The 17,752-nt window shown below is 72.9% G+C and carries 15 protein-coding genes and 1 pseudogene; 10 read left to right on the top strand and 6 right to left on the bottom strand.

Annotation, left to right across the window (positions count from 1 at the left end):
- Nucleotides 1–170 precede the first annotated feature (170 nt).
- Both ACFQVC_RS15825 and ACFQVC_RS15820 read left to right on the top strand, forming a co-directional pair.
- The gene (locus tag ACFQVC_RS15825) at nucleotides 171–935 is read left to right on the top strand and encodes a glucose 1-dehydrogenase (protein ID WP_381831022.1); all 765 of its coding nucleotides are present in this window, start codon (nucleotides 171–173) and stop codon (nucleotides 933–935) included.
- Nucleotides 936–1,321: 386 nt separating this feature from the next.
- Nucleotides 1,322–3,550 (top strand): molybdopterin oxidoreductase family protein, encoded by a 2,229-nt coding sequence (locus ACFQVC_RS15820; protein WP_381831021.1) that lies wholly within the window; start codon nucleotides 1,322–1,324, stop codon nucleotides 3,548–3,550.
- A 157-nt stretch (nucleotides 3,551–3,707) separates the two neighbouring features.
- On the opposite strand, the pseudogene ACFQVC_RS15815 reads toward ACFQVC_RS15820, so the two are convergent.
- Nucleotides 3,708–4,157: pseudogene (locus ACFQVC_RS15815) on the bottom strand (gamma-glutamylcyclotransferase family protein); the annotation flags it as partial.
- Nucleotides 4,154–4,489: a divalent-cation tolerance protein CutA gene (gene cutA, locus ACFQVC_RS15810; protein ID WP_381831020.1), complete on the bottom strand. Its 336-nt coding sequence runs from the start codon at nucleotides 4,487–4,489 to the stop codon at nucleotides 4,154–4,156. The gene cutA and the pseudogene ACFQVC_RS15815, both read right to left, overlap by 4 nt.
- Before the next feature lie 319 nt (nucleotides 4,490–4,808).
- Here cutA and ACFQVC_RS15805 point away from each other — a divergent pair, with 319 nt between their 5' ends.
- Both ACFQVC_RS15805 and ACFQVC_RS15800 read left to right on the top strand, forming a co-directional pair.
- Nucleotides 4,809–5,945, top strand: a complete 1,137-nt coding sequence (locus ACFQVC_RS15805) for a hypothetical protein (RefSeq protein ID WP_381831019.1) — start codon at nucleotides 4,809–4,811, stop codon at nucleotides 5,943–5,945.
- Nucleotides 5,942–7,264, top strand: coding sequence for an ATP-binding protein (locus tag ACFQVC_RS15800; RefSeq protein WP_381831018.1), 1,323 nt, complete (start codon nucleotides 5,942–5,944; stop codon nucleotides 7,262–7,264). Before ACFQVC_RS15805 ends, ACFQVC_RS15800 begins: the two co-directional genes overlap by 4 nt.
- Nucleotides 7,265–7,329: 65 nt before the next feature.
- On the opposite strand, the gene ACFQVC_RS15795 is transcribed toward ACFQVC_RS15800, so the two are convergent.
- Entirely contained in the window at nucleotides 7,330–7,980 is a 651-nt protein-coding gene (locus tag ACFQVC_RS15795; protein WP_381831017.1) for an NADPH-dependent FMN reductase, read from the bottom strand.
- 52 nt (nucleotides 7,981–8,032) lie between these two features.
- Between ACFQVC_RS15795 and soxR the strand changes: the two genes are divergently transcribed.
- The 3 genes from soxR (at nucleotide 8,033) to ACFQVC_RS15780 (ending at nucleotide 10,134) form a co-directional block, all read left to right on the top strand.
- Nucleotides 8,033–8,542, top strand: coding sequence for a redox-sensitive transcriptional activator SoxR (soxR, locus tag ACFQVC_RS15790; RefSeq protein WP_381831016.1), 510 nt, complete (start codon nucleotides 8,033–8,035; stop codon nucleotides 8,540–8,542).
- Nucleotides 8,543–8,792: 250 nt separating this feature from the next.
- Entirely contained in the window at nucleotides 8,793–9,341 is a 549-nt protein-coding gene (locus ACFQVC_RS15785; RefSeq protein WP_381831015.1) for a hypothetical protein, read from the top strand.
- A gap of 115 nt (nucleotides 9,342–9,456) precedes the next feature.
- Nucleotides 9,457–10,134 (top strand): class F sortase, encoded by a 678-nt coding sequence (locus ACFQVC_RS15780; protein ID WP_381831014.1) that lies wholly within the window; start codon nucleotides 9,457–9,459, stop codon nucleotides 10,132–10,134.
- Nucleotides 10,135–10,222: 88 nt separating this feature from the next.
- On the opposite strand, the gene ACFQVC_RS15775 is transcribed toward ACFQVC_RS15780, so the two are convergent.
- From ACFQVC_RS15775 to ACFQVC_RS15765, 3 genes are all read right to left on the bottom strand, one after another.
- Nucleotides 10,223–11,002, bottom strand: a complete 780-nt coding sequence (locus ACFQVC_RS15775; protein WP_381831013.1) for a sulfite exporter TauE/SafE family protein — start codon at nucleotides 11,000–11,002, stop codon at nucleotides 10,223–10,225.
- Between the two features lie 90 nt (nucleotides 11,003–11,092).
- Complete coding sequence (locus tag ACFQVC_RS15770; protein ID WP_381831012.1) at nucleotides 11,093–11,281, bottom strand: hypothetical protein; 189 nt, start codon at nucleotides 11,279–11,281, stop codon at nucleotides 11,093–11,095.
- A gap of 114 nt (nucleotides 11,282–11,395) precedes the next feature.
- Nucleotides 11,396–13,285 (bottom strand): ferredoxin reductase family protein, encoded by a 1,890-nt coding sequence (locus tag ACFQVC_RS15765; protein WP_381831011.1) that lies wholly within the window; start codon nucleotides 13,283–13,285, stop codon nucleotides 11,396–11,398.
- A gap of 225 nt (nucleotides 13,286–13,510) precedes the next feature.
- On the opposite strand from ACFQVC_RS15765, the gene ACFQVC_RS15760 reads away from it, so the two are divergent.
- The 3 genes from ACFQVC_RS15760 to nirD are packed head-to-tail and all read left to right on the top strand — an operon-like array spanning nucleotide 13,511 to nucleotide 17,729.
- On the top strand, nucleotides 13,511–14,740 hold the full coding sequence (locus ACFQVC_RS15760; protein WP_381831010.1) for an NAD(P)/FAD-dependent oxidoreductase: 1,230 nt from the start codon (nucleotides 13,511–13,513) through the stop codon (nucleotides 14,738–14,740).
- The gene (nirB, locus tag ACFQVC_RS15755; RefSeq protein ID WP_381831009.1) at nucleotides 14,740–17,373 is read left to right on the top strand and encodes a nitrite reductase large subunit NirB; all 2,634 of its coding nucleotides are present in this window, start codon (nucleotides 14,740–14,742) and stop codon (nucleotides 17,371–17,373) included. The genes ACFQVC_RS15760 and nirB overlap by 1 nt, the downstream gene beginning before the upstream one ends.
- Nucleotides 17,370–17,729, top strand: a complete 360-nt coding sequence (gene nirD, locus ACFQVC_RS15750) for a nitrite reductase small subunit NirD (RefSeq protein WP_381831008.1) — start codon at nucleotides 17,370–17,372, stop codon at nucleotides 17,727–17,729. The genes nirB and nirD overlap by 4 nt, the downstream gene beginning before the upstream one ends.
- Nucleotides 17,730–17,752 lie beyond the last annotated feature (23 nt).

Genomic DNA, 17,752 nt, shown 5'->3' with positions numbered 1-17,752 from the left:
CCGCGGTGCCGGCAGGACGGGAGGGGGCGGCAACCGGTGACCGTGGCGGCGGAAGCGGTGGCGGGCACCCTCCTGACAAGGTGCGCGGCCCCTGGCAGACTGACGCGGCGCCATATGCCGAACAGTCATATGCGGTAAGCCCGTTGTCGTCGTTCCGGAGGTATCCAGACATGCCCGCTGACCTGAGCAGCAAGGTCGTCGTCATCACCGGAGGCGCCCGGGGGCTCGGCGCCGCGGCGGCCCGTGCCGTGGTGGCCGGCGGCGGCAAGGTGCTCGTGACGGATGTCCTGGAGCGTGAGGGCGCCGAGACGGCGGCCGAGCTGGGCGACGATGCCCGTTTCCACCGCCATGACGTGACCAGTGAGGACGACTGGCGGGCGGTTCTCGGTTTCGCGGTGGCGGAGTTCGGGCGCGTGGACGGCCTGGTGAACAACGCCGGTGTCTCCACGGGCCAGTTCCTGGAGCAGGAGTCCGTCGAGCACTTCCGGCAGGTGATCGAGGTCAATCTGGTCGGCGTCTTCCTCGGCATCAAGGCGGCGATACCGGTGCTGCGGGAGCACGGCGGCGGTTCGATCGTGAATATCTCGTCGGCGGCCGGACTCACCGGCCTGCCCCTGACCGCGGGATACGGCGCCTCGAAGTGGGGGGTGCGCGGGCTGACGAAGATCGGCGCGGTGGAGCTCGCCGAGGCCAGGATCCGGGTGAACTCCGTGCACCCCGGCATGACGTACACGCCGATGACCTCGGGGCTCGGTGTCCAGCCCGGCGAGGGCGGCTATCCCGGGACGCCGATGGGCCGGGTCGGGGTGCCGGAGGAGATAGCGGAGGCGGTGGCGTTCCTGCTGTCGGACGCGGCGTCGTATATGACGGGCGCGGAGCTCGCGGTGGACGGAGGGTGGACCGCGGGGCCCACGGTGAAGGCGCTGACGGGATGACGGGATGACGGGATGTGACACGGCCGCGGCCCGGCGCGATCCGGTCTCCACGGACCGGTGTGCCGCCTGCGAGGTGCCGTGCCTCATGCCACGGACCCGCGCCGCACCACCGGGCGCCCATGCCACGGACCGCGCCGCACCACCGGGCGCCCATGCCACGGACCCGCACGGAACCACCGGGCGCCGCCCGCCTGCCCGCACCGCACCGCACCGCACCGCCCCGCACCGCTACGAACCATCGCCGCCTGTCCAGGGGCTGACCTCCACGGACACCGGGCGCCCGGCGGGCACCTCACCGCCGGGGGCCGCGGTTGCTGAGCCGGTCGTACCTGGTCTGTAACCGGCGGCACCGCGCCCCGTAACACGCCCGACGCACGCTGAGCGGTATGCACTCCACCGCGGCACCGGCCTCTCCGACCCTCACGCACTGCCCGTACTGCGCCCTGCAATGCGGGATGGGCCTGGCTCCCGACCCGCAGGGGGACGGCGGGCTTGCGGTGGTGGAGCGCGCGGAGTTCCCGGTGAACCGGGGCGCGCTGTGCGGCAAGGGCCGTACGGCGACTGCGGTGCTCTCCTCCCGGGTGCGCCTGACCGAGCCACTCATCAGGACCCACGCCACGGGCCGGCTCGAACCGGCCACCTGGGAGGAGGCCCTGGACCGGATCGCCGAAGGGCTGTCCCGCACGCGCACGGAGCACGGTCCGGACGCGTGCGGGGTGTTCGGCGGCGGCGGGCTCACCAACGAAAAGGCCTATGGGCTCGGGAAGTTCGCCCGGGTGGTGCTCGGCAGCTCGCAGATCGACTACAACGGCCGGTTCTGTATGTCGTCGGCGGCGGCCGCGCACCAGCGGGCGTTCGGCCTCGACCGGGGGCTGCCGTTCCCGCTGGAGGACCTGCCGCGCACCGGCTGCGTCATCCTGGTCGGCTCGAATCTCGCCGAGACGATGCCGCCCGCGCTGCGCTATCTGACCGAACTGCGGGAGAACGGCGGCTCGTTGATCGTCGTGGACCCGCGCCGCACGAAGACCGCCGAGCAGGCCGATCTGCATCTGGCGCCGCGCCCCGGCACCGATCTGGCCCTGGCGCTCGGCCTGCTGCACCTGGTGGTGGCGGAGGGCCGCACAGACGAGGCATACATACGCGAGCGCACCAGCGGCTGGGAGGAGGCACGCTCGGCGGCCATGGCGCACTGGCCGGAGCTGGTGGAGCGGATCACGGGGGTATCCGTGCCCGAACTCCGGGAGGCGGTGCGGCTGTTCTGCGATCCCGAGGCCGCGATGGTGCTCACCGCGCGGGGCCCCGAGCAGCAGTCGAAGGGCACCGACACGGTGGGCGCCTGGATCAATCTGGTGCTCGCCACCGGCCGGGCGGGGCGCCCCTTGTCCGGGTACGGCTGTCTGACCGGGCAGGGCAACGGGCAGGGCGGGCGTGAACACGGCCAGAAGGCCGACCAGTTGCCGGGTTACCGCAAGCTGACCGACCCGGCGGCGCGGGCGCACGTGGCCGAGGTGTGGGGCGTGGACCCGGAGTCGCTGCCCGGCCCTGGGCGCAGTGCGTACGAACTGCTCGACGCGCTCGGCTCGGACATCAAGTCGCTGCTCCTGATGGGCTCCAACCCCGTGGTGTCCGCGCCGCGTGCCGCGCATATCGAGGAGCGGCTGAAGTCCCTGGACTTCCTGGCCGTCGCCGACGTGGTGCTCTCCGAGACGGCCCAACTGGCCGATGTGGTGCTGCCGGTGACCCAGTGGGCGGAGGAGACGGGCACGACCACCAACCTGGAGGGCCGGGTGCTCCTTCGCCGCCAGGCGGTCGAGCCGCCGCCGGGGGTACGCAGCGACCTGGTCGTCCTTCATGAACTGGCCGCCCGTCTGGGCGTGGAGAAGGGCTTCCCCACGGACCCGGAGGAGGTCTTCGAGGAACTGCGGCGCGCCTCGGCCGGCGGCCCCGCGGACTACTCCGGGATCACCTATCGGCGGCTCGTCGAGGAGGAGGGGGTGTTCTGGCCGTGCCCGGCGCCCGAGGGCACGGAGTACGGAGCTGCCGCGACGGCCCCGTCGGCCCCGGTGACCCCGCTCGCGGCCGGTGACGGTGAGGACTCGGCGCTCGACCCGGCGCCGGACGACCCGGCGAGCGCGGACACCGCCCCGCACCCCGGAACCCCCCGGCTCTTCCTCGACCGTTTCGCCACGGAGGACGGGCGGGCCCGGTTCATGCCCGTGACGCACCGGGCGGCCGCCGAGGAGCCGGATGCCGAGTATCCGGTGCTGCTCACCACGGGCCGGGTGGTCGCGCAGTATCAGTCGGGCGCGCAGACCCGGCGGGTGGCCGAGCTGAACGCCGCCGCCCCCGGCCCCTTCGTACAGCTGCATCCGGAGCTCGCCGCGCGGATCGGGGTGGCCGACGGCGAGGACATCACCGTGGTCTCGCGGCGCGGCACGGCCGTGGCACCCGCCAGGGTCTCCCGGTCCATCCGGCCGGACACGGTGTTCATGCCGTTCCACTGGCCGGGCGCGGGCCGTGCCAACACGCTCACGCATCCCGCCCTCGACCCCGTCTCGCGGATGCCGGAGTTCAAGGTGTGCGCGGTGCGTCTGGAGCGGGCGGAGACGCGGTAGCGGAGGGGGACGCGGTAGCGGACCGGATGGGCTGGTTCCGGCCACGGTCACACCCGCCGTCCCGGTCACACCCGCCGTCCCGGTCACACCCGCCGTCCCGGTCACACCCGCCGTCCCGGTCACACCCGCCATCCCGGTCACGCCCGCCATCCCGGTCCCTCTCGCGCCAGTCGCCGCCCGGGATCACCGTGCCGCGGGCCACGAGGCGCTCGCGGACGGGCGGGGCCGCCACGTACACCCAGGCCCGTACCGCCGTACCGCCGCGCTCGGCCACCTGGCATACGACGCGCTCGTAGAGGTTGCGCGGGTCGCCGGGCGCGTAGTCCTCCAGGTGATCGAGCGCGGCGAGCAGCTCGGTGTAGTGCTCGGGCCCGGCGGTGACGAGTTCGCCGTACACGGGCCCCGCGCCGGGCGACTCGACCGCGTACGGATAACCGGGGCCTTCGTAGAGGACGGCGTCCGCGAGCAGCGCGGGGCGCTCCTCCGCCACCCGGCCGCGCAGGTAGTGGTCGTGGTTGTGTTCGCCGGGGCGCAGGGTGCCGTACACGAAGAAGGGCAGCCGCTCCCCCGGCCCGGACTCCCCCGGTCCGGGCCCCGCGTCGCTCATCGTTCCGTCTCCTCGCGCACCCACTCCAGGTAGCCGGCGCCGCCCCGGACCACGGGGGTGGCGATGATCTCCGGGGTGTCGTACGTGTGGGTCGCGACGAGCCACTCTTCGAGCTCCGGGTACCGCTCGACGGTCGTCTTGAGCAGCACCTGCCACTCCTGGTCGGTGGCGAGCCCGCCGTCCCAGCGGTAGACGGAGGTGATCGGTCCCGAGATCTGCGCGCAGGCGGCGAGCCGGGCGCCCACCGCGCCGTCCGCAAGGGCCCGTGCCCGATCGGCGGCGTCCGTCGTCGTCAGCACGGTCAGCACGGTGCCCGCCGGGACGGACGACATGGATGGCACGGATGACACGGACGACGCAGACGGCACAGACGGCACAGACGGCACAGACGGCACCGCCTCGGCGTCCGTCCTGTTCTGCTCGGTCACGATGGCTTCACATCCCTTCAGCCCGGGGACAAAGGTCCCGATTTGCAGGCTTCGGCTTGTCTATTGGTGTCTGTTACACAACGTCCGTATTTCCGTGATGGACGGTGCCTACCGTCGATTGTGGTGGTCGACCCCTCGCCGAATCCCCGGCATCCCCCGGTCGGCCACCACCTTTCTTCCTGCCCCGAGAGGGACGACTGCCCCTGAGAGGGACGACGCCGCCATGATCTCCCGTTGCCGTCTGCTGCTCGGCGCCGCCCTCACGGCCGTCGCGATGGCGGCACTCGCGGGCTGCGGGGATCCGAACGGCCTCGCCGCGGGCGAACCCGCGCCCTCGGTCTCCGCCCAGCCCAGCCCCGAGGCGATGTGGCCCTCCTGGTCAAGACCCTCGTCGCAGGCCCCGGCCGCCGACACCACCGAGCACCAGCCGCCGCCGAAGCCGCTGCGGAACATCGAGGTGCCCGAAGGCGGCCTCGGGCAGATGTCGGTCAAGGACATCCTGAAGGCCGACCCGCAGATGAAGCGGTACGCAGGCGAGGAGATCATCCACAAGCCGGGCCGCGCGGGCATCCGGCCGCCCAAGCTGGAGGATCTGACCGGCGGCGGCAAGCCCGAACTCCTGGTCGCGATCGACACGGAGAGCGGCCGCACCATCCTCGTCGTCTACATGCAGCGGGACCGCCGGATCGTGCCGATCCTGTACGCCAGCGGCAAGCAGGTCGCCATCGAGACCGTCGGCATCGACCTGGTTCTTCGCAGCCCGGGCCCCGAGGGCGGCGAGAAGGCCGTGCGCTACCACTGGGACGGCGCCCGTATGTCGACCGTGAGCGATACGACGACCTACCCGAAGTCCGGGCCCCTGCCGCCCTCCACCCGCACGTCGAACGGCCCGTCGGCATCGCCGGGCGGTCAGCGGGCGGCTTCGGGGAAGGACTCCCCCAAGGACTCCACGGCGGATTCCCCGCGGCCGACCTCATCGCCCCATCTGTGGGGCGGCGACGAACCGGACGGCGGCAATCGCGAGCCGGTGGCCGGCAGCGGCAACGGCTCCGGCTCCGGCTCCACGGGCGGACAGGACGGCCGCGGCCCCGCCCAGTCCCCCGCCGGGGGCGGCGGCAGCGATCCGGCCCCGGACGATCTGCCCTACGACGGCGGCTCGCTCAACCAGTCGAACTCGCTCTGGCTCACCCCGGACGGCGCGGCCACTCGCGACAGCGGGACCGGCCGGGACGGCGGGACCGGTCAGGACAGCGGGACCGGTCAGGACAGCGGGACCAGTCCGGACAGCGGGACCAGTCCGGACAGCGCGACCGGTCCGGGCGGCGTGGCCACCGAGCCGAACGACGGCGCCGGCCGATGATCACCTATGTCCGGCGAGCCCGTCTCGCCCTCAACGGCCTCGGTCTGCGCTGGAAGATCGCCGCCCTGCTCGCCACCGGCTGCGCCCTGGTCGCCCTGACCATCGGCCTGCTGATCCACCATGCCCGCTACGAACAGGTCGCGACCGGCGCCCGCAAGACCGCCGTCGACGAGCTGTGGCGGGTACGCAAGATCTACGAGGTGACGGGCCAGGTCGACCAGGAGGCCACCGAGGCCGCGATCGACTGCCCCAAGCTGCCGGGTTCGCTGCGCGAGGCCGCGCTCGCCGGGCGGCGCACCACGTATCTCGATATGACCGGGCCCGACCCGGCCGTGTGGGCGGCCCGTCCGATCGGCACGCATGTGCTCTCGGTCCGCACCTCGCTGGCCGAGCAGCGGGCCGATCTCGAGGAGCTGGACAGCCAGCTGCTCGCCTGGGGCACCGTCATCGTCGCCCTCGCGGCGCTCGGGGGCGCCGCCATGGCCAGCCGGGTCAGCCGGGATCTGCGCACCGCCGCCGCCACCGCGCGGCGGATCAGCGCGGGTGACCTGGACGCCCGGATCGACCATCCGCGGCCGCCGCGCACCAAGGACGAAGTGGCCGAACTCGCCTGCGCCGTGGACAGCATGGCGGCCACGCTGCAGCAGCGCCTCGAGGCCGAGCAGCGGTTCACCGCGGATGTGGCGCACGAGCTGCGCACTCCGCTGACCGGTCTGCACACCGCGGCCGAGCTGCTGCCGCCCGGACGTCCGACAGAGCTGGTGCGCGACCGGGTCTCCGCCCTGCGCACCCTCACCGAGGACCTTCTCGAAGTGGCCCGCCTCGACGCGCGGATCGAGCAGCCCGACCTCGATGTGCACCCGCTCGGCAAGCTGGTCGAGGGGATCATCCAGCGGGCCGGGACAGCGGTCGAGTTCAGCGGCGGCGAACCACTCGTGCGTGCCGGTGCCCCCCTCGTATGCGGCAACGACACCCTCGTACGCACCGACGGGCGCCGCCTGGAGCGGATCGTCGCCAATCTCATCGCGAACGCCCGCAAGCACGGCTCCGAGCCGATCGAGGTCATCGTCGACGGGGCCGCCGTCACGGTCCGCGACCACGGCGCGGGCTTCCCCGAGCACCTCTTGGAGCACGGCCCGCAGCGCTTCCTGACCGGCGTCCAGGAGCGCGGCCAGGGCACCGGGCTCGGCCTGACGATCGCGCTCGGCCAGGCCGAGGTGATCGGGGCGCGGGTCGAGCTGCGCAACGCGGACGACGGCGGCGCGGTCGCCACCGTCATCCTGCCCACGGCGAGCTCGTGGCCGACGGAGAGCTCGTAGCCCACCGAGAACCCGTAACCCACCGAGGACTCACGACCCACGGAGAACCCGTGGACCGTGGAGCATCAACCGCCGTACGGCCGGGTCGCCTTCGCCTCCCGCAGGGCCAGCGCCCACCAGGTGAGCTGGTCGAGCAGGGTCTTCGCGGCGGCGTCGGGGCCCGTCGGGTCCTTGTGGTTGCCGTCGTCGTCGAAGTGGCCGTGCGCACCGTGGAAGGAGACGGTGTCGCGGACCGTGACCGCGTGCAGCTCGGCGAAGATCTGCCGCAGCTGCTCGACGGCCCGCAGACCGCCGGAGATCCCGCCGTACGAGACGAAGGCCACGGGCTTGGCCTGCCACTCGACGTGGTGCCAGTCGATGAGGCTCTTCAGGGCGGCGGGGAAGGAGTGGTTGTACTCGGGCGTGAGGACGACGAAGGCATCGGCGGCGGCCAGCTTCGGGCTCACCTCGCCGAGCCGCTCGCGCACCTCGGCCGAGGGCTGGTGGGAGAGCACGGTGGGCAGTCCGGCCGAGGCGACATCGATGAGCTCCACCTCCAGATCGGCGCGTTCCCGGACCCGGGAGAGGAACCAGTCGGCGATCACGGGGCCGAAGCGGCCCTCGCGGTCCGAGCCGAGGATGACGGCGATCCGGACGGGAGCGGCCGGGCCGGCGGAACCGGCGGGACCGGGATCGGCGGAACGGACAGGGTGCTCAAGAGCGGTGGTGGAAGTCATGCGCCAAGACTGATACTTAAACCTTTGTTGAGGTCAAGCTACGCTGTCGCCCATGACCCAACTCGCCTGGAACGCCAAGGAAGCCACCGTCGGAGAGCTGGCCGAGCGCAGCGGCGTCGCCCCGTCGGCCCTGCGGTTCTACGAGCGCGAGGGGCTCATCACGAGCCGCCGCACCTCGGGCAACCAGCGCCGCTACAGCCGTGACACATTGCGCCGGGTCGCCTTCATCCGCACCTCACAGCGGCTCGGCATTCCCCTCGCCACCATCCGGGAGGTGCTCGGCCTGCTGCCGGAGGACCGCACGCCCACGCGCGAGGACTGGGCCCGTATCTCCGAGTGCTGGCGCTCCGACCTCGACACCCGGATCCGCACTCTGCAGCGGCTGCGGGACGACCTGACGGACTGCATCGGCTGCGGCTGTCTGTCCCTCGACCGGTGTGCGCTGTCGAACCCGTACGACGAACTCGCCGGTCAGGGCCCCGGGCCGCGCCGCCTGCTCGACGGACCGGGGGCGGCCTGCGCCGCGGCGGAAGAGGCCTGCCCGCAGGAGGCGGCCTCCTGAGGCCACCCGGGGCCGGCCGTGGATCACCCGTTCACAGCCCTGCTCCCACGACTTCGACGAGTACCCCTCCGCACCCCCATGACCTGCTGGAACGGCACCTTCGAAGCGTCAGAAACCCCTGATACGCACGGAAATTGGGCCCCCACCGGCAGGCGTGCCGCGCCGAGTGCCACTTACCTCGTAGCAAGGGCGCGACCGACGCAGCGGCACATGGGGGTGCCGCGGGCCGCGCTCTCTCGGAGGAATTGAGATGCGCACCGCCACCCGCCCGCTGACCGCTGCCGCGTTCGCCGTCGTCGTCGCCTCGGCCTCCCTCAGCCTCGCCGGGGGCTCCGCGTACGCGGACTCCTCCCCGACACCGCCGCCCAATTCCGCCCTGGAGGTCTACCCGTCCAGCGCGACGCCGGGCACCGAGGTGACCGTGAACACCCTCGCCTGCGGGCCCGGCGGCAGCGCCGGCGGGGATGCCAGCGCGGTCGGCGCGGGGGCGTTCCGGCTCGCCGTGGGCACCCACCAGGAGGTCGTGGTCGGACAGTTCAAGGTGCCGTCGTCCGCGTCGCCCGGCACCTACGCGATCCGCGCGAAGTGCGCCAACGGCGAGGAGGTCTCGGGCGATCTGGTCGTCTCCCTGACCGCCGCCAAGGAACAGGTGCACCCGAAGGGACATGTGAAGACGGGGGTCGGCGGCGCACTGGGCCCCGACCCCGTACAGACCGCGGCGGGCGTGGCGGCACTGGCCGTCGCCGCCGCGGGCGGTACCTGGCTCCTGCATCGCCGGGCGAGAGGCGACGGGATCTGACCGGACACCCTCCGCTGTCCACCGGTACCGCCGTCCCCGCCCCCTTCAGGTCCGCTTCCGCACGCGGCTTGGAGGGGGACGTGGGGCACGGCAGAGCACCCCGAGGGGGCCCACCATGCCGAGCCGTCGAGAGGCACGGTCGCGCCGTACGGCCCGCGCGACGATAGCCGCGGTCTCCGCGTTCGCCCTGTGCTGCGGCGTCTGGCTGCTGCAGAGCGGCGGCGCGGGCCACGCACCGCCGCAGCCGTCCGCCGCCCAGGCCGCGGGCGAGCGGCCCGGCCCCGGGGAAGCGGCCGCCTTCTCCGCGCTGCCCCCGTCCGCGCCCACCCGGCTGCGGATTCCCTCGCTCCGTGTCGACGCTCCGCTGATGGGCCTCGGGCTCACCGCCGAGGGCAGCCTCGATGTGCCGCCGGCCGAGCGGCGCAACCTCGCCGGCTGGTACGAGGCGGGCACCGCGCCGGGCGAGCGGGGCACCTCGATCGTCGCCGGACATGTCGACAACGCCGAGGGGCCGGCGGTCTTCTACTCGCTCGGCGCCCTGAAGAAGGGGCACACCGTCGAGGTCGACAGGACCGACGGACTGACCGCCGTGTTCACCGTGGACGCGGTCGAGGTCTACGACAGCCGCGCCTTCCCCGACGAGAAGGTGTACGGCTCGTCGCGCCGCCCCGAGCTGCGGGTGATCACCTGCGGCGGCGGCTACTCGAAGAAGACCGGCTACCTGGGCAACGTGGTGGTCTTCGCGCACCTCACCGGCACGAAGGGCGCCGGGCACCGCGTGGGCGGATGGTGACCGGACCGACCACCGCCCGTGGACCGACCACCGCCCGTGGACCGACCACCGCCCATGGACCGGCCGTCAGTCCAGCCACTTGCCGTCGTCAGCCCAGCCACTGGTCGTAGGCCAGCTTCCCGACCAGGGAGACCACGACCACCACGAGCACGCCGCGGACGAACCCGCTGCCCTTCTTCAGTGCCGTGCGGGCCCCGACCATGCCGCCGACGAGGCTGAACACGGCCATCCCCGCGGCCAGTTGCCACATGACGGTGCCCTTGTAGCTGAACATCAGCAGGGCGCCCAGGTTGGTGCAGACGTTGACGATCTTCGCGGTGGCCGAGGCCCGCACCAGGTCCAGATGCAGGACGGCGGTGAGGGCGATCACCAGGAAGGTGCCGGTGCCGGGCCCGAAGAGACCGTCGTAGAAGCCGAGGCCGAGGCCCGCGACACCGATCGCGGCGAGCACCCGCTGCTTCGTCGGCGGCCCCGCGACCGCGCCGGTGCCGAACGCGGGACGCAGCATCACGAAGGCGAGGACGCCGAGCAGCACCGCCATGATCATGGGACGCAGGACGGCCGAGCTGATCCCGGCCGCGAAGAACGCGCCGCCCATCGACCCGGCGAGCGCCGCGAGCCCGATGCGCAGCGCCGTGCCCACCTCGACCGGTGCTTTACGCATATACGTGACGGCCGCCGCGGAGGTGCCGACGATGGCCACCGCTTTGTTGGTGCCGTATACGTACGTCGGATGCACCTGCGGCACTCCGATGAGCAGCGCGGGCAGGAGCAGCAGTCCGCCGCCGCCCACCACGGCGTCGATCCAGCCGGCCGCGGCCGCGGCGAGGCAGAGCATGACGACCGTGGTCAGTGATATGTCGGGCATGATCGCGACACTATGGAGGCGATAGGTGTGCCGTCCATCGATTACGCCGGAACTTGAGCCTCTTCAGAGGTCGGGAGGCCGGCCGCACGGTCAGGGTGCCGCCTGGGGTTCGGGGTTGCTGACCGGCAGCCGGTCGGGGGCGGGCGGTGCTGCCGGGTCGACGCTGACTGCGAGCAGCGTGGCGGCGAGCGCACTGGCGGACGCCAGGCCCGCGGCGAGCTTGCGGCGGGCCTGGAGCGTGGGTCCCTGGGCGGGTGCGGACTTACGGTGGCGGGCCATGGTGTGGGGGTGCCCCCTCCTCAGAAGGCAGGTCTCTCAGGACTCGGAAGGCAGGACTCGGAGGGCAGGACTCGAGGTCGGAGTTCGGAGGGCAGGACGCGGAGGGCGGGTCTCTCAGAAGGTGAAGTTCTCGGCGTGGATACGGTCTTCGGGGACCCCGGCGCGGACGAGTGCGGTGATGGCCGCCTCGGCCATACCGGGCGGGCCGCACACGTAGACGTCGTGTTCGGCCAGGCCCGGGACGAGATTGCGCAGGGCCTGCGGGGCGAGCGGGTCGAAGGAGGCGTCGGAGGGGCCGAGCAGAAAGTGCAGCTGGGCCCGGCGGGACTCGGCGATGGCCTCCAACTCGGCGCGCAGGACGACCTGTTCGGCGCTGGATGCCCGGTACAGGAGGGTGAGGTCACCCGGTTCGCAGGGCAGCGTCTCGAAGAGGGCCCGCATCGGGGTGATGCCGACGCCCCCGGCGAGCAGCAGCACCTTGCGCTGTTTGCGGCGGTGCGCGGTCAGGGCGCCGAAGGGCCCGGCGGCCAGAACGCGGGTGCCCGGCCGCAGGCGGCGTATCCGGCGGGTGTGGTTGCCGATCGCCTTGACGGTGATGCGCAGCGTGTCGTCGCGGACCGGGGCGGACAGCGAGAACGGCAGGGCCGTGTGCCACAGCCGGCGCTGCAGAAACCGCCAGCGGAAGAACTGCCCCGGTTCGGCGCGCAGTTCGTCCAGGCCGATGCCCTGCATGACGACGGATACGACGTCGGGGCTCTCCTGCTTCACTTCGAGCACCCGCAGGCTGTGCCGCAGGGCCTGGCGTACGGGGACGACGAGCCGGTACCAGACGAGCAGGACGGCGACGGTGGCGTGCAGCAGGGACCACACCCACACGGCGAGGACGCTGCCCGCGACATCGGGCCCGGCGAGCTGGTGGGCGAAGGCGAGCCCGGCGCCGAGGTAGGTGAGCAGATGGACGGCGCGCCAGGTCTCGTGCGGAAGGCGGCGGCGTACCGCACGCGCCGAGGTGACCCCGACGGCGACGAGCAGGGTGGTGCCGAGCGCGGCGGCCGCGATGCCCGGGTAGCCGAGCAGGCCGAGCGTGGCGCGCAGCAGGTCGTCGCCGGTGTGCGCGGCGTATCCGCACAGGGCGAGCACTGCGTGTGCGGCGCACAGCATCAGCACCCAGCGCCCGCCTAGCGCGTGCCGGCGGGCCAGCCGGTCGGCGCCGACGCCGTGTTCCACGGCGGGCACGCGGGCCATCAGGAAGAGCATGACGAGTACGCCGTAGCCGGCGAGCAGGCCGGTGAGATGGGCACCGGTGGCGAACAGCGCGTCGAGCCGCGCCGACATCTCGGCCTGTACGCCCCACAGTCCGACGACCGCACACCCGCCGGTGAGCAGCCCGGCCCGCAGCGACCGCGGCGAGATCCGCAGCGGCGGTACGGGGGTGGCGGCGGCCCTGGCCGCGGGGGCGGCGGTACGGGTGGGAGCTGCGGTACGCGTGGCGGCGGCGGAACGGGTGGGAGCGGGGGCGGCGCGGCGCCGGGTCGGCCGTTGCCGCACCGGCTGCTCCTCTTTCACGGACCGCACCGGCCGCTCCTCCACAGACCGCACCGGCCGCTCCTCCACAGACCGCACCGGCCGCTCCTCCACAGACCGCACCGGCCGCTCCTCCACGGACCGCACCGGCTGCCGCACGGACCGCGCAGGCTGCCGCGCCTGCGGACGCCCCCGCTCGTGCTCCTCCTCATGCCCGAGCAGTGCCCGGAGCCCGCGCGCCGCCGCGCCGCGCAGGCGGTCCCTGTCGGCGACGCGGCGGGCGGCCTTCGGTGGCGCGGTCTTCGCGGGCGCGGTCTTCGCGGGCGCGGGCGCGGGCCGCTCGGCGACGGTGAGCGGCGGTCCCGCCGGGGGTGGCGGTGCGGCGGGCCCCGGACCCGGAGCAGCCGCCCCCGTCTGCTTCAGGTAGGCGGACAGCGCGGGGTACGCGGCGAGTTCTGATTCGGCGGCCTCGGTTGTCACGCCGCTGAACATAGGGCCTGGAGCACGGGGAAAGTACCTGGTCAGCGCCGTACCGGGGATCCTTAAGGTTGCTTTGAGGGTCGCCTCACGGACGATTAAGCAACGGCCCCCCGAGATCCGCGCGGCGGTCCCTCACAGCCACCGCGGCCGCTCGGGGAGCGCAGCGTTCCCGGCGGGAAACAACCATGATGCGGCCGGGTAACACCGGCACCGCACGCTGCGGACATGGGTTCACAGATCGTGGTGATCGGCGCGGGTACCGCCGGCGCCCGGCTCGCGCAGCAGCTCGCGGGGGCCGGTCAGGCAGGCGGCGACCGCCCCCATGTCACGCTCCTCGGTGAGGAGGCACACGCACCGTACAACCGTGTGCTGCTCGCCGAGGTGCTCGCCGGGCGGTACGGCCCCGAGGTGGTCGCACTGCCCTCGCCAGGACCCGTACGCCGGGCCCGGGCGAACCACATCGACCGCGAGCAGCGCGTCGTGCACTGCGCGGACGGCAGCCGGGTCGCCTACGACACACTGGTCCTCGCGACCGGCTCGAACCCCGTACTGCCGCCGCTGCGCGGCCTGTTCCACGGGCTGCCCGACGGCGTGCACGCCTTTCGCACCATGGACGACTGCCTCGCGCTCTCCGCGGCGGTTCGCCCGGGCACCCGGGCCGTCGTGATCGGCGGCGGCCTGCTCGGGGTGTCCGCCGCCCGTGCGCTCGCCCAGCGCGGCGCCCAGGTCGTCCTGGCGCAGCAGGGCGAGCGGCTCATGGAGCGCCAACTCGACGCCACAGCGAGCGACTTGGTGCGCCGCCATCTCACCGACCTCGGTGTGGAGGTGCACACCGAGTGCCGGGTGCGCGGGGTGGGCGTGCAGGAGAACGCCGTCAAGCGCGTCGAGCTCGCCGACGGCTACTCGCTCGGCGCCGATCTCGTCGTCCTGGCCTGCGGGGTGCGGCCCCGCACCGGCCTGGCGCACGAGGCGGGCCTCGACGTGCGGCGCGGCATCGTCGTCGACGACGAGCTGCGCACCAGCGATCCGCGGATCCACGCCATCGGCGACTGCGCCGAACACGCGGGCCGGGTCTACGGCCTGGCGGCGCCGGCCATGGAACAGGCCGACGCGCTCGCGGAGTTGCTGACCCGCAAGGCCGGATCGCGCTACACCGGCACCCGGGCCCTGACCCGGCTGACCCTGAACGGGGCCGGCCCGGTCGACGGCCACGGCCCGCTCGACCTCGCCACCTTCGGCGAGGCCGACCCGCTGCCCGGCGACGACGTGGTCCGGCTCGCCGACGCCACGCGCGGCACCTACCGCCAGGTCGTCGTCCGCGACGACCGTCTGGTCGGCGGTGTACTGCTCGGCGAGCTCGGCACCGTCGGCGCGCTCGCCCGGGCCTGGGAGGCCGAAGAGCCGCTCCCCCAGGCCCCGTTGCTCCATCTGCTCACCTCTGACGGAGGCTCCTGATGTCCACCGCACCCGCAGCAACCCCCGCGCCCCGCACGATCGTGCTCGTCGGCCACGGCATGGTCGGGCAGCGCTTCCTGGAGGCCCTCGCCGACCAGGGCCAGACCGAGCGCGCCCGGGTGGTCGTGCTGTGCGAGGAGCCGCGGGCCGCCTACGACCGGGTCCAGCTGACCTCGTACTTCTCCGGCCGCAGCCCGGAGGAACTCGCCCTGTCCGACGAGGAGTTCCTCGCGAAGCACGGGATCGAGCTGCATCTGGGCGACCCGGCGGAGCACATCGACCGGGAGCACCGGACGGTCACGGCCCGCTCCGGGCTCACCGTCACCTACGACACCCTGGTCCTGGCCACCGGCTCCTACCCGTTCGTGCCGCCGGTGCCGGGCAAGGACGCGGCGGGCTGTTTCGTGTACCGCACGATCGAGGACCTGTTCGCCATCGAGGAGTACGCGAAGAACTCCCGGGTCGGCGCCGTCGTGGGCGGCGGGCTGCTCGGCCTGGAGGCGGCGGGCGCCCTGCAGGGCCTCGGACTGACCACGCACATCGTGGAGTTCGCGCCCCGGCTGATGCCCGTGCAGGTCGACGAGGGCGGCGGCGCCGCCCTGCACCGCACCATCACGGACATGGGCCTGAGCGTCCACACGGGCACCGGCACCGAGAAGATCGTCACGGCCGACGACGGCCACGTCCGCGCGATGAAGCTGTCCGACGGCTCCGAACTGGACACGGACATGGTCGTGTTCAGCGCGGGTGTACGCCCCCGCGACCAGCTCGCCCGTGACTGCGGTCTGCTCGTGGGCGACCGCGGCGGTGTCACCGTGGACGAGCAGTGCCGCACCAGTGACCCGCGGGTCTTCGCGATCGGCGAGTGCGCGCTCGCCGCGGACGGCCGGGTGTACGGCCTGGTGGCGCCCGGCTACGAGATGGCGCAGACCGCGGCCGCCGCGATCGCGCGTGACGAGTCGGCGCAGCCCGGGGCGGAGGGTGCCGAAGTCACCTTCACCGGCGCCGACATGTCGACGAAGCTGAAGTTGCTCGGGGTGGACGTGGCCTCGTTCGGCGACGCGCACGGCACCACCGAGGGCTGCCTCGACGTCGTCTACGCCGACTCGCGCTCGGGCACGTACAAGAAGCTGGTGATCGGCGCGGACGGGACGCTGCTCGGCGGTGTCCTGGTCGGCGACGCGGACGCGTACGGCACGCTGCGTCCGCTCACCGGTTCGGTACCGCCGGTCGCCCCCGAGCAGCTGGTGCTTCCGGCGGGTGCCGGTGCGCCGGTCGCGCTCGGCCCGGCCGCCCTGCCCGACGAAGCCGTCATCTGCTCCTGCCACAACGTCACCAAGGGCACGATCCGCGGCGCGGTCACCGAGCACCGCTGCACGAACGTGCCCGAGGTGAAGAAGTGCACCAAGGCCGGTACGGGCTGCGGCAGTTGTGTGAAGGTGCTCGGGCAGCTGGTGACGGCCGAGCTGGAGGCCGGCGGCGTCGAGGTCGACAAGGGCCTGTGCGGCTGCTTCGCGCAGACCCGCCAGGAGCTGTACGAGATCGTCCTGGCGCTGCGGATCTCCTCGTACCGCGAACTGCTCGACGGCCACGGCCGGGAAGCGGCACGCGGCGGCGAGGGCTGTGAGATCTGCAAGCCTGCGGTCGCCTCGATCATCGCCTCGCTCGCCCCCGCGCTCGGCGCGGACGGCTATGTCCTGGAGGGCGAGCAGGCGGCACTGCAGGACACCAACGACCACTTCCTGGCGAATCTGCAGAAGAACGGCTCCTACTCGATCGTGCCGCGTATCCCCGGCGGTGAGATCACCCCGGAGAAGCTGATCGTGATCGGCGAGATCGCCCGCGACTTCGGCCTCTACACCAAGATCACGGGCGGTCAGCGCATCGATATGTTCGGCGCGCGGGTGGACCAGCTCCCGCAGATCTGGGCCAAGTTGGTGGACGCGGGCTTCGAGTCGGGGCACGCGTACGGAAAGGCCCTGCGGACGGTGAAGTCCTGCGTCGGCCAGACCTGGTGCCGCTACGGCGTGCAGGACTCGGTCCGGATGGCCATCGACCTGGAGCTGCGCTACCGGGGACTGCGCGCCCCGCACAAGCTGAAGTCGGCGGTCTCCGGCTGCGCCCGCGAGTGCGCCGAGGCCCAGTCCAAGGACTTCGGTGTGATCGCCACGTCGAACGGCTGGAACCTGTACGTCGGCGGCAACGGCGGCGCGACCCCGCGCCACGCGGATCTGCTCGCGCAGGATCTCTCCGACGCGGAACTGATCCGCCTCATCGACCGCTTCCTGATGTTCTACATCCGCACCGCCGACCGCCTGGAGCGCACCTCCACCTGGCTGGAGCGGATCGAGGGCGGCCTCGACCACGTCCGTGACGTCGTCGTCCATGACTCCCTCGGCATCTGCGCCGACCTGGAGGCCCTGATGGCGGCGCACGTGGCGGGCTACCGCGACGAGTGGGCCGAGACCATCAACGACCCGCAGCGCCTGGCCCGTTTCGTGTCGTTCGTGAACGCACCCGAAGTCCCGGACCCGACCGTCAAGTTCGTCCCCGAACGCGACCAGATCAAGCCGGACCTGCCGCTGCTCGCCCTCGGCACGACTCGCACCCTGGAAGGGACTGCCACCCGATGACCACCGTCTCGCTCGCCCCGGAAGCCACCACCACCCTGCTCCAGCTGTACGTCGACGGCGACTGGCTGCCGGTCTGCGACCCGGCGCGGGTGACGCCCGGCCGCGGAGTGGCGGTCCTGCTGCCCGGCGGCCGCCAGGCCGCGCTCTTCCAGGACCGCGCGGGCCGCTGGTACGCGATCGACAACCGCGACCCGTTCACGGGGGCGGCGGTCCTGTCCCGCGGCCTTCTCGGCTCGGCGGCGGGCTCGGCCTTCGTGGCGTCCCCGCTTCTGAAGCAGCGCTTCGACTTGAGTACGGGGCGGTGCCTGGACGACGAAACCGTCTCGGTGACGGCGTACGAGGTCAAAGCGGGGTAACCCATCAGCAGGTGCTGCCGGCC

This window comes from Streptomyces monticola, assembly GCF_042665355.1.
In the GTDB taxonomy this organism is placed as follows: domain Bacteria; phylum Actinomycetota; class Actinomycetes; order Streptomycetales; family Streptomycetaceae; genus Streptomyces; species Streptomyces monticola.
This window is presented reverse-complemented; position numbering and strand designations above follow the sequence as displayed.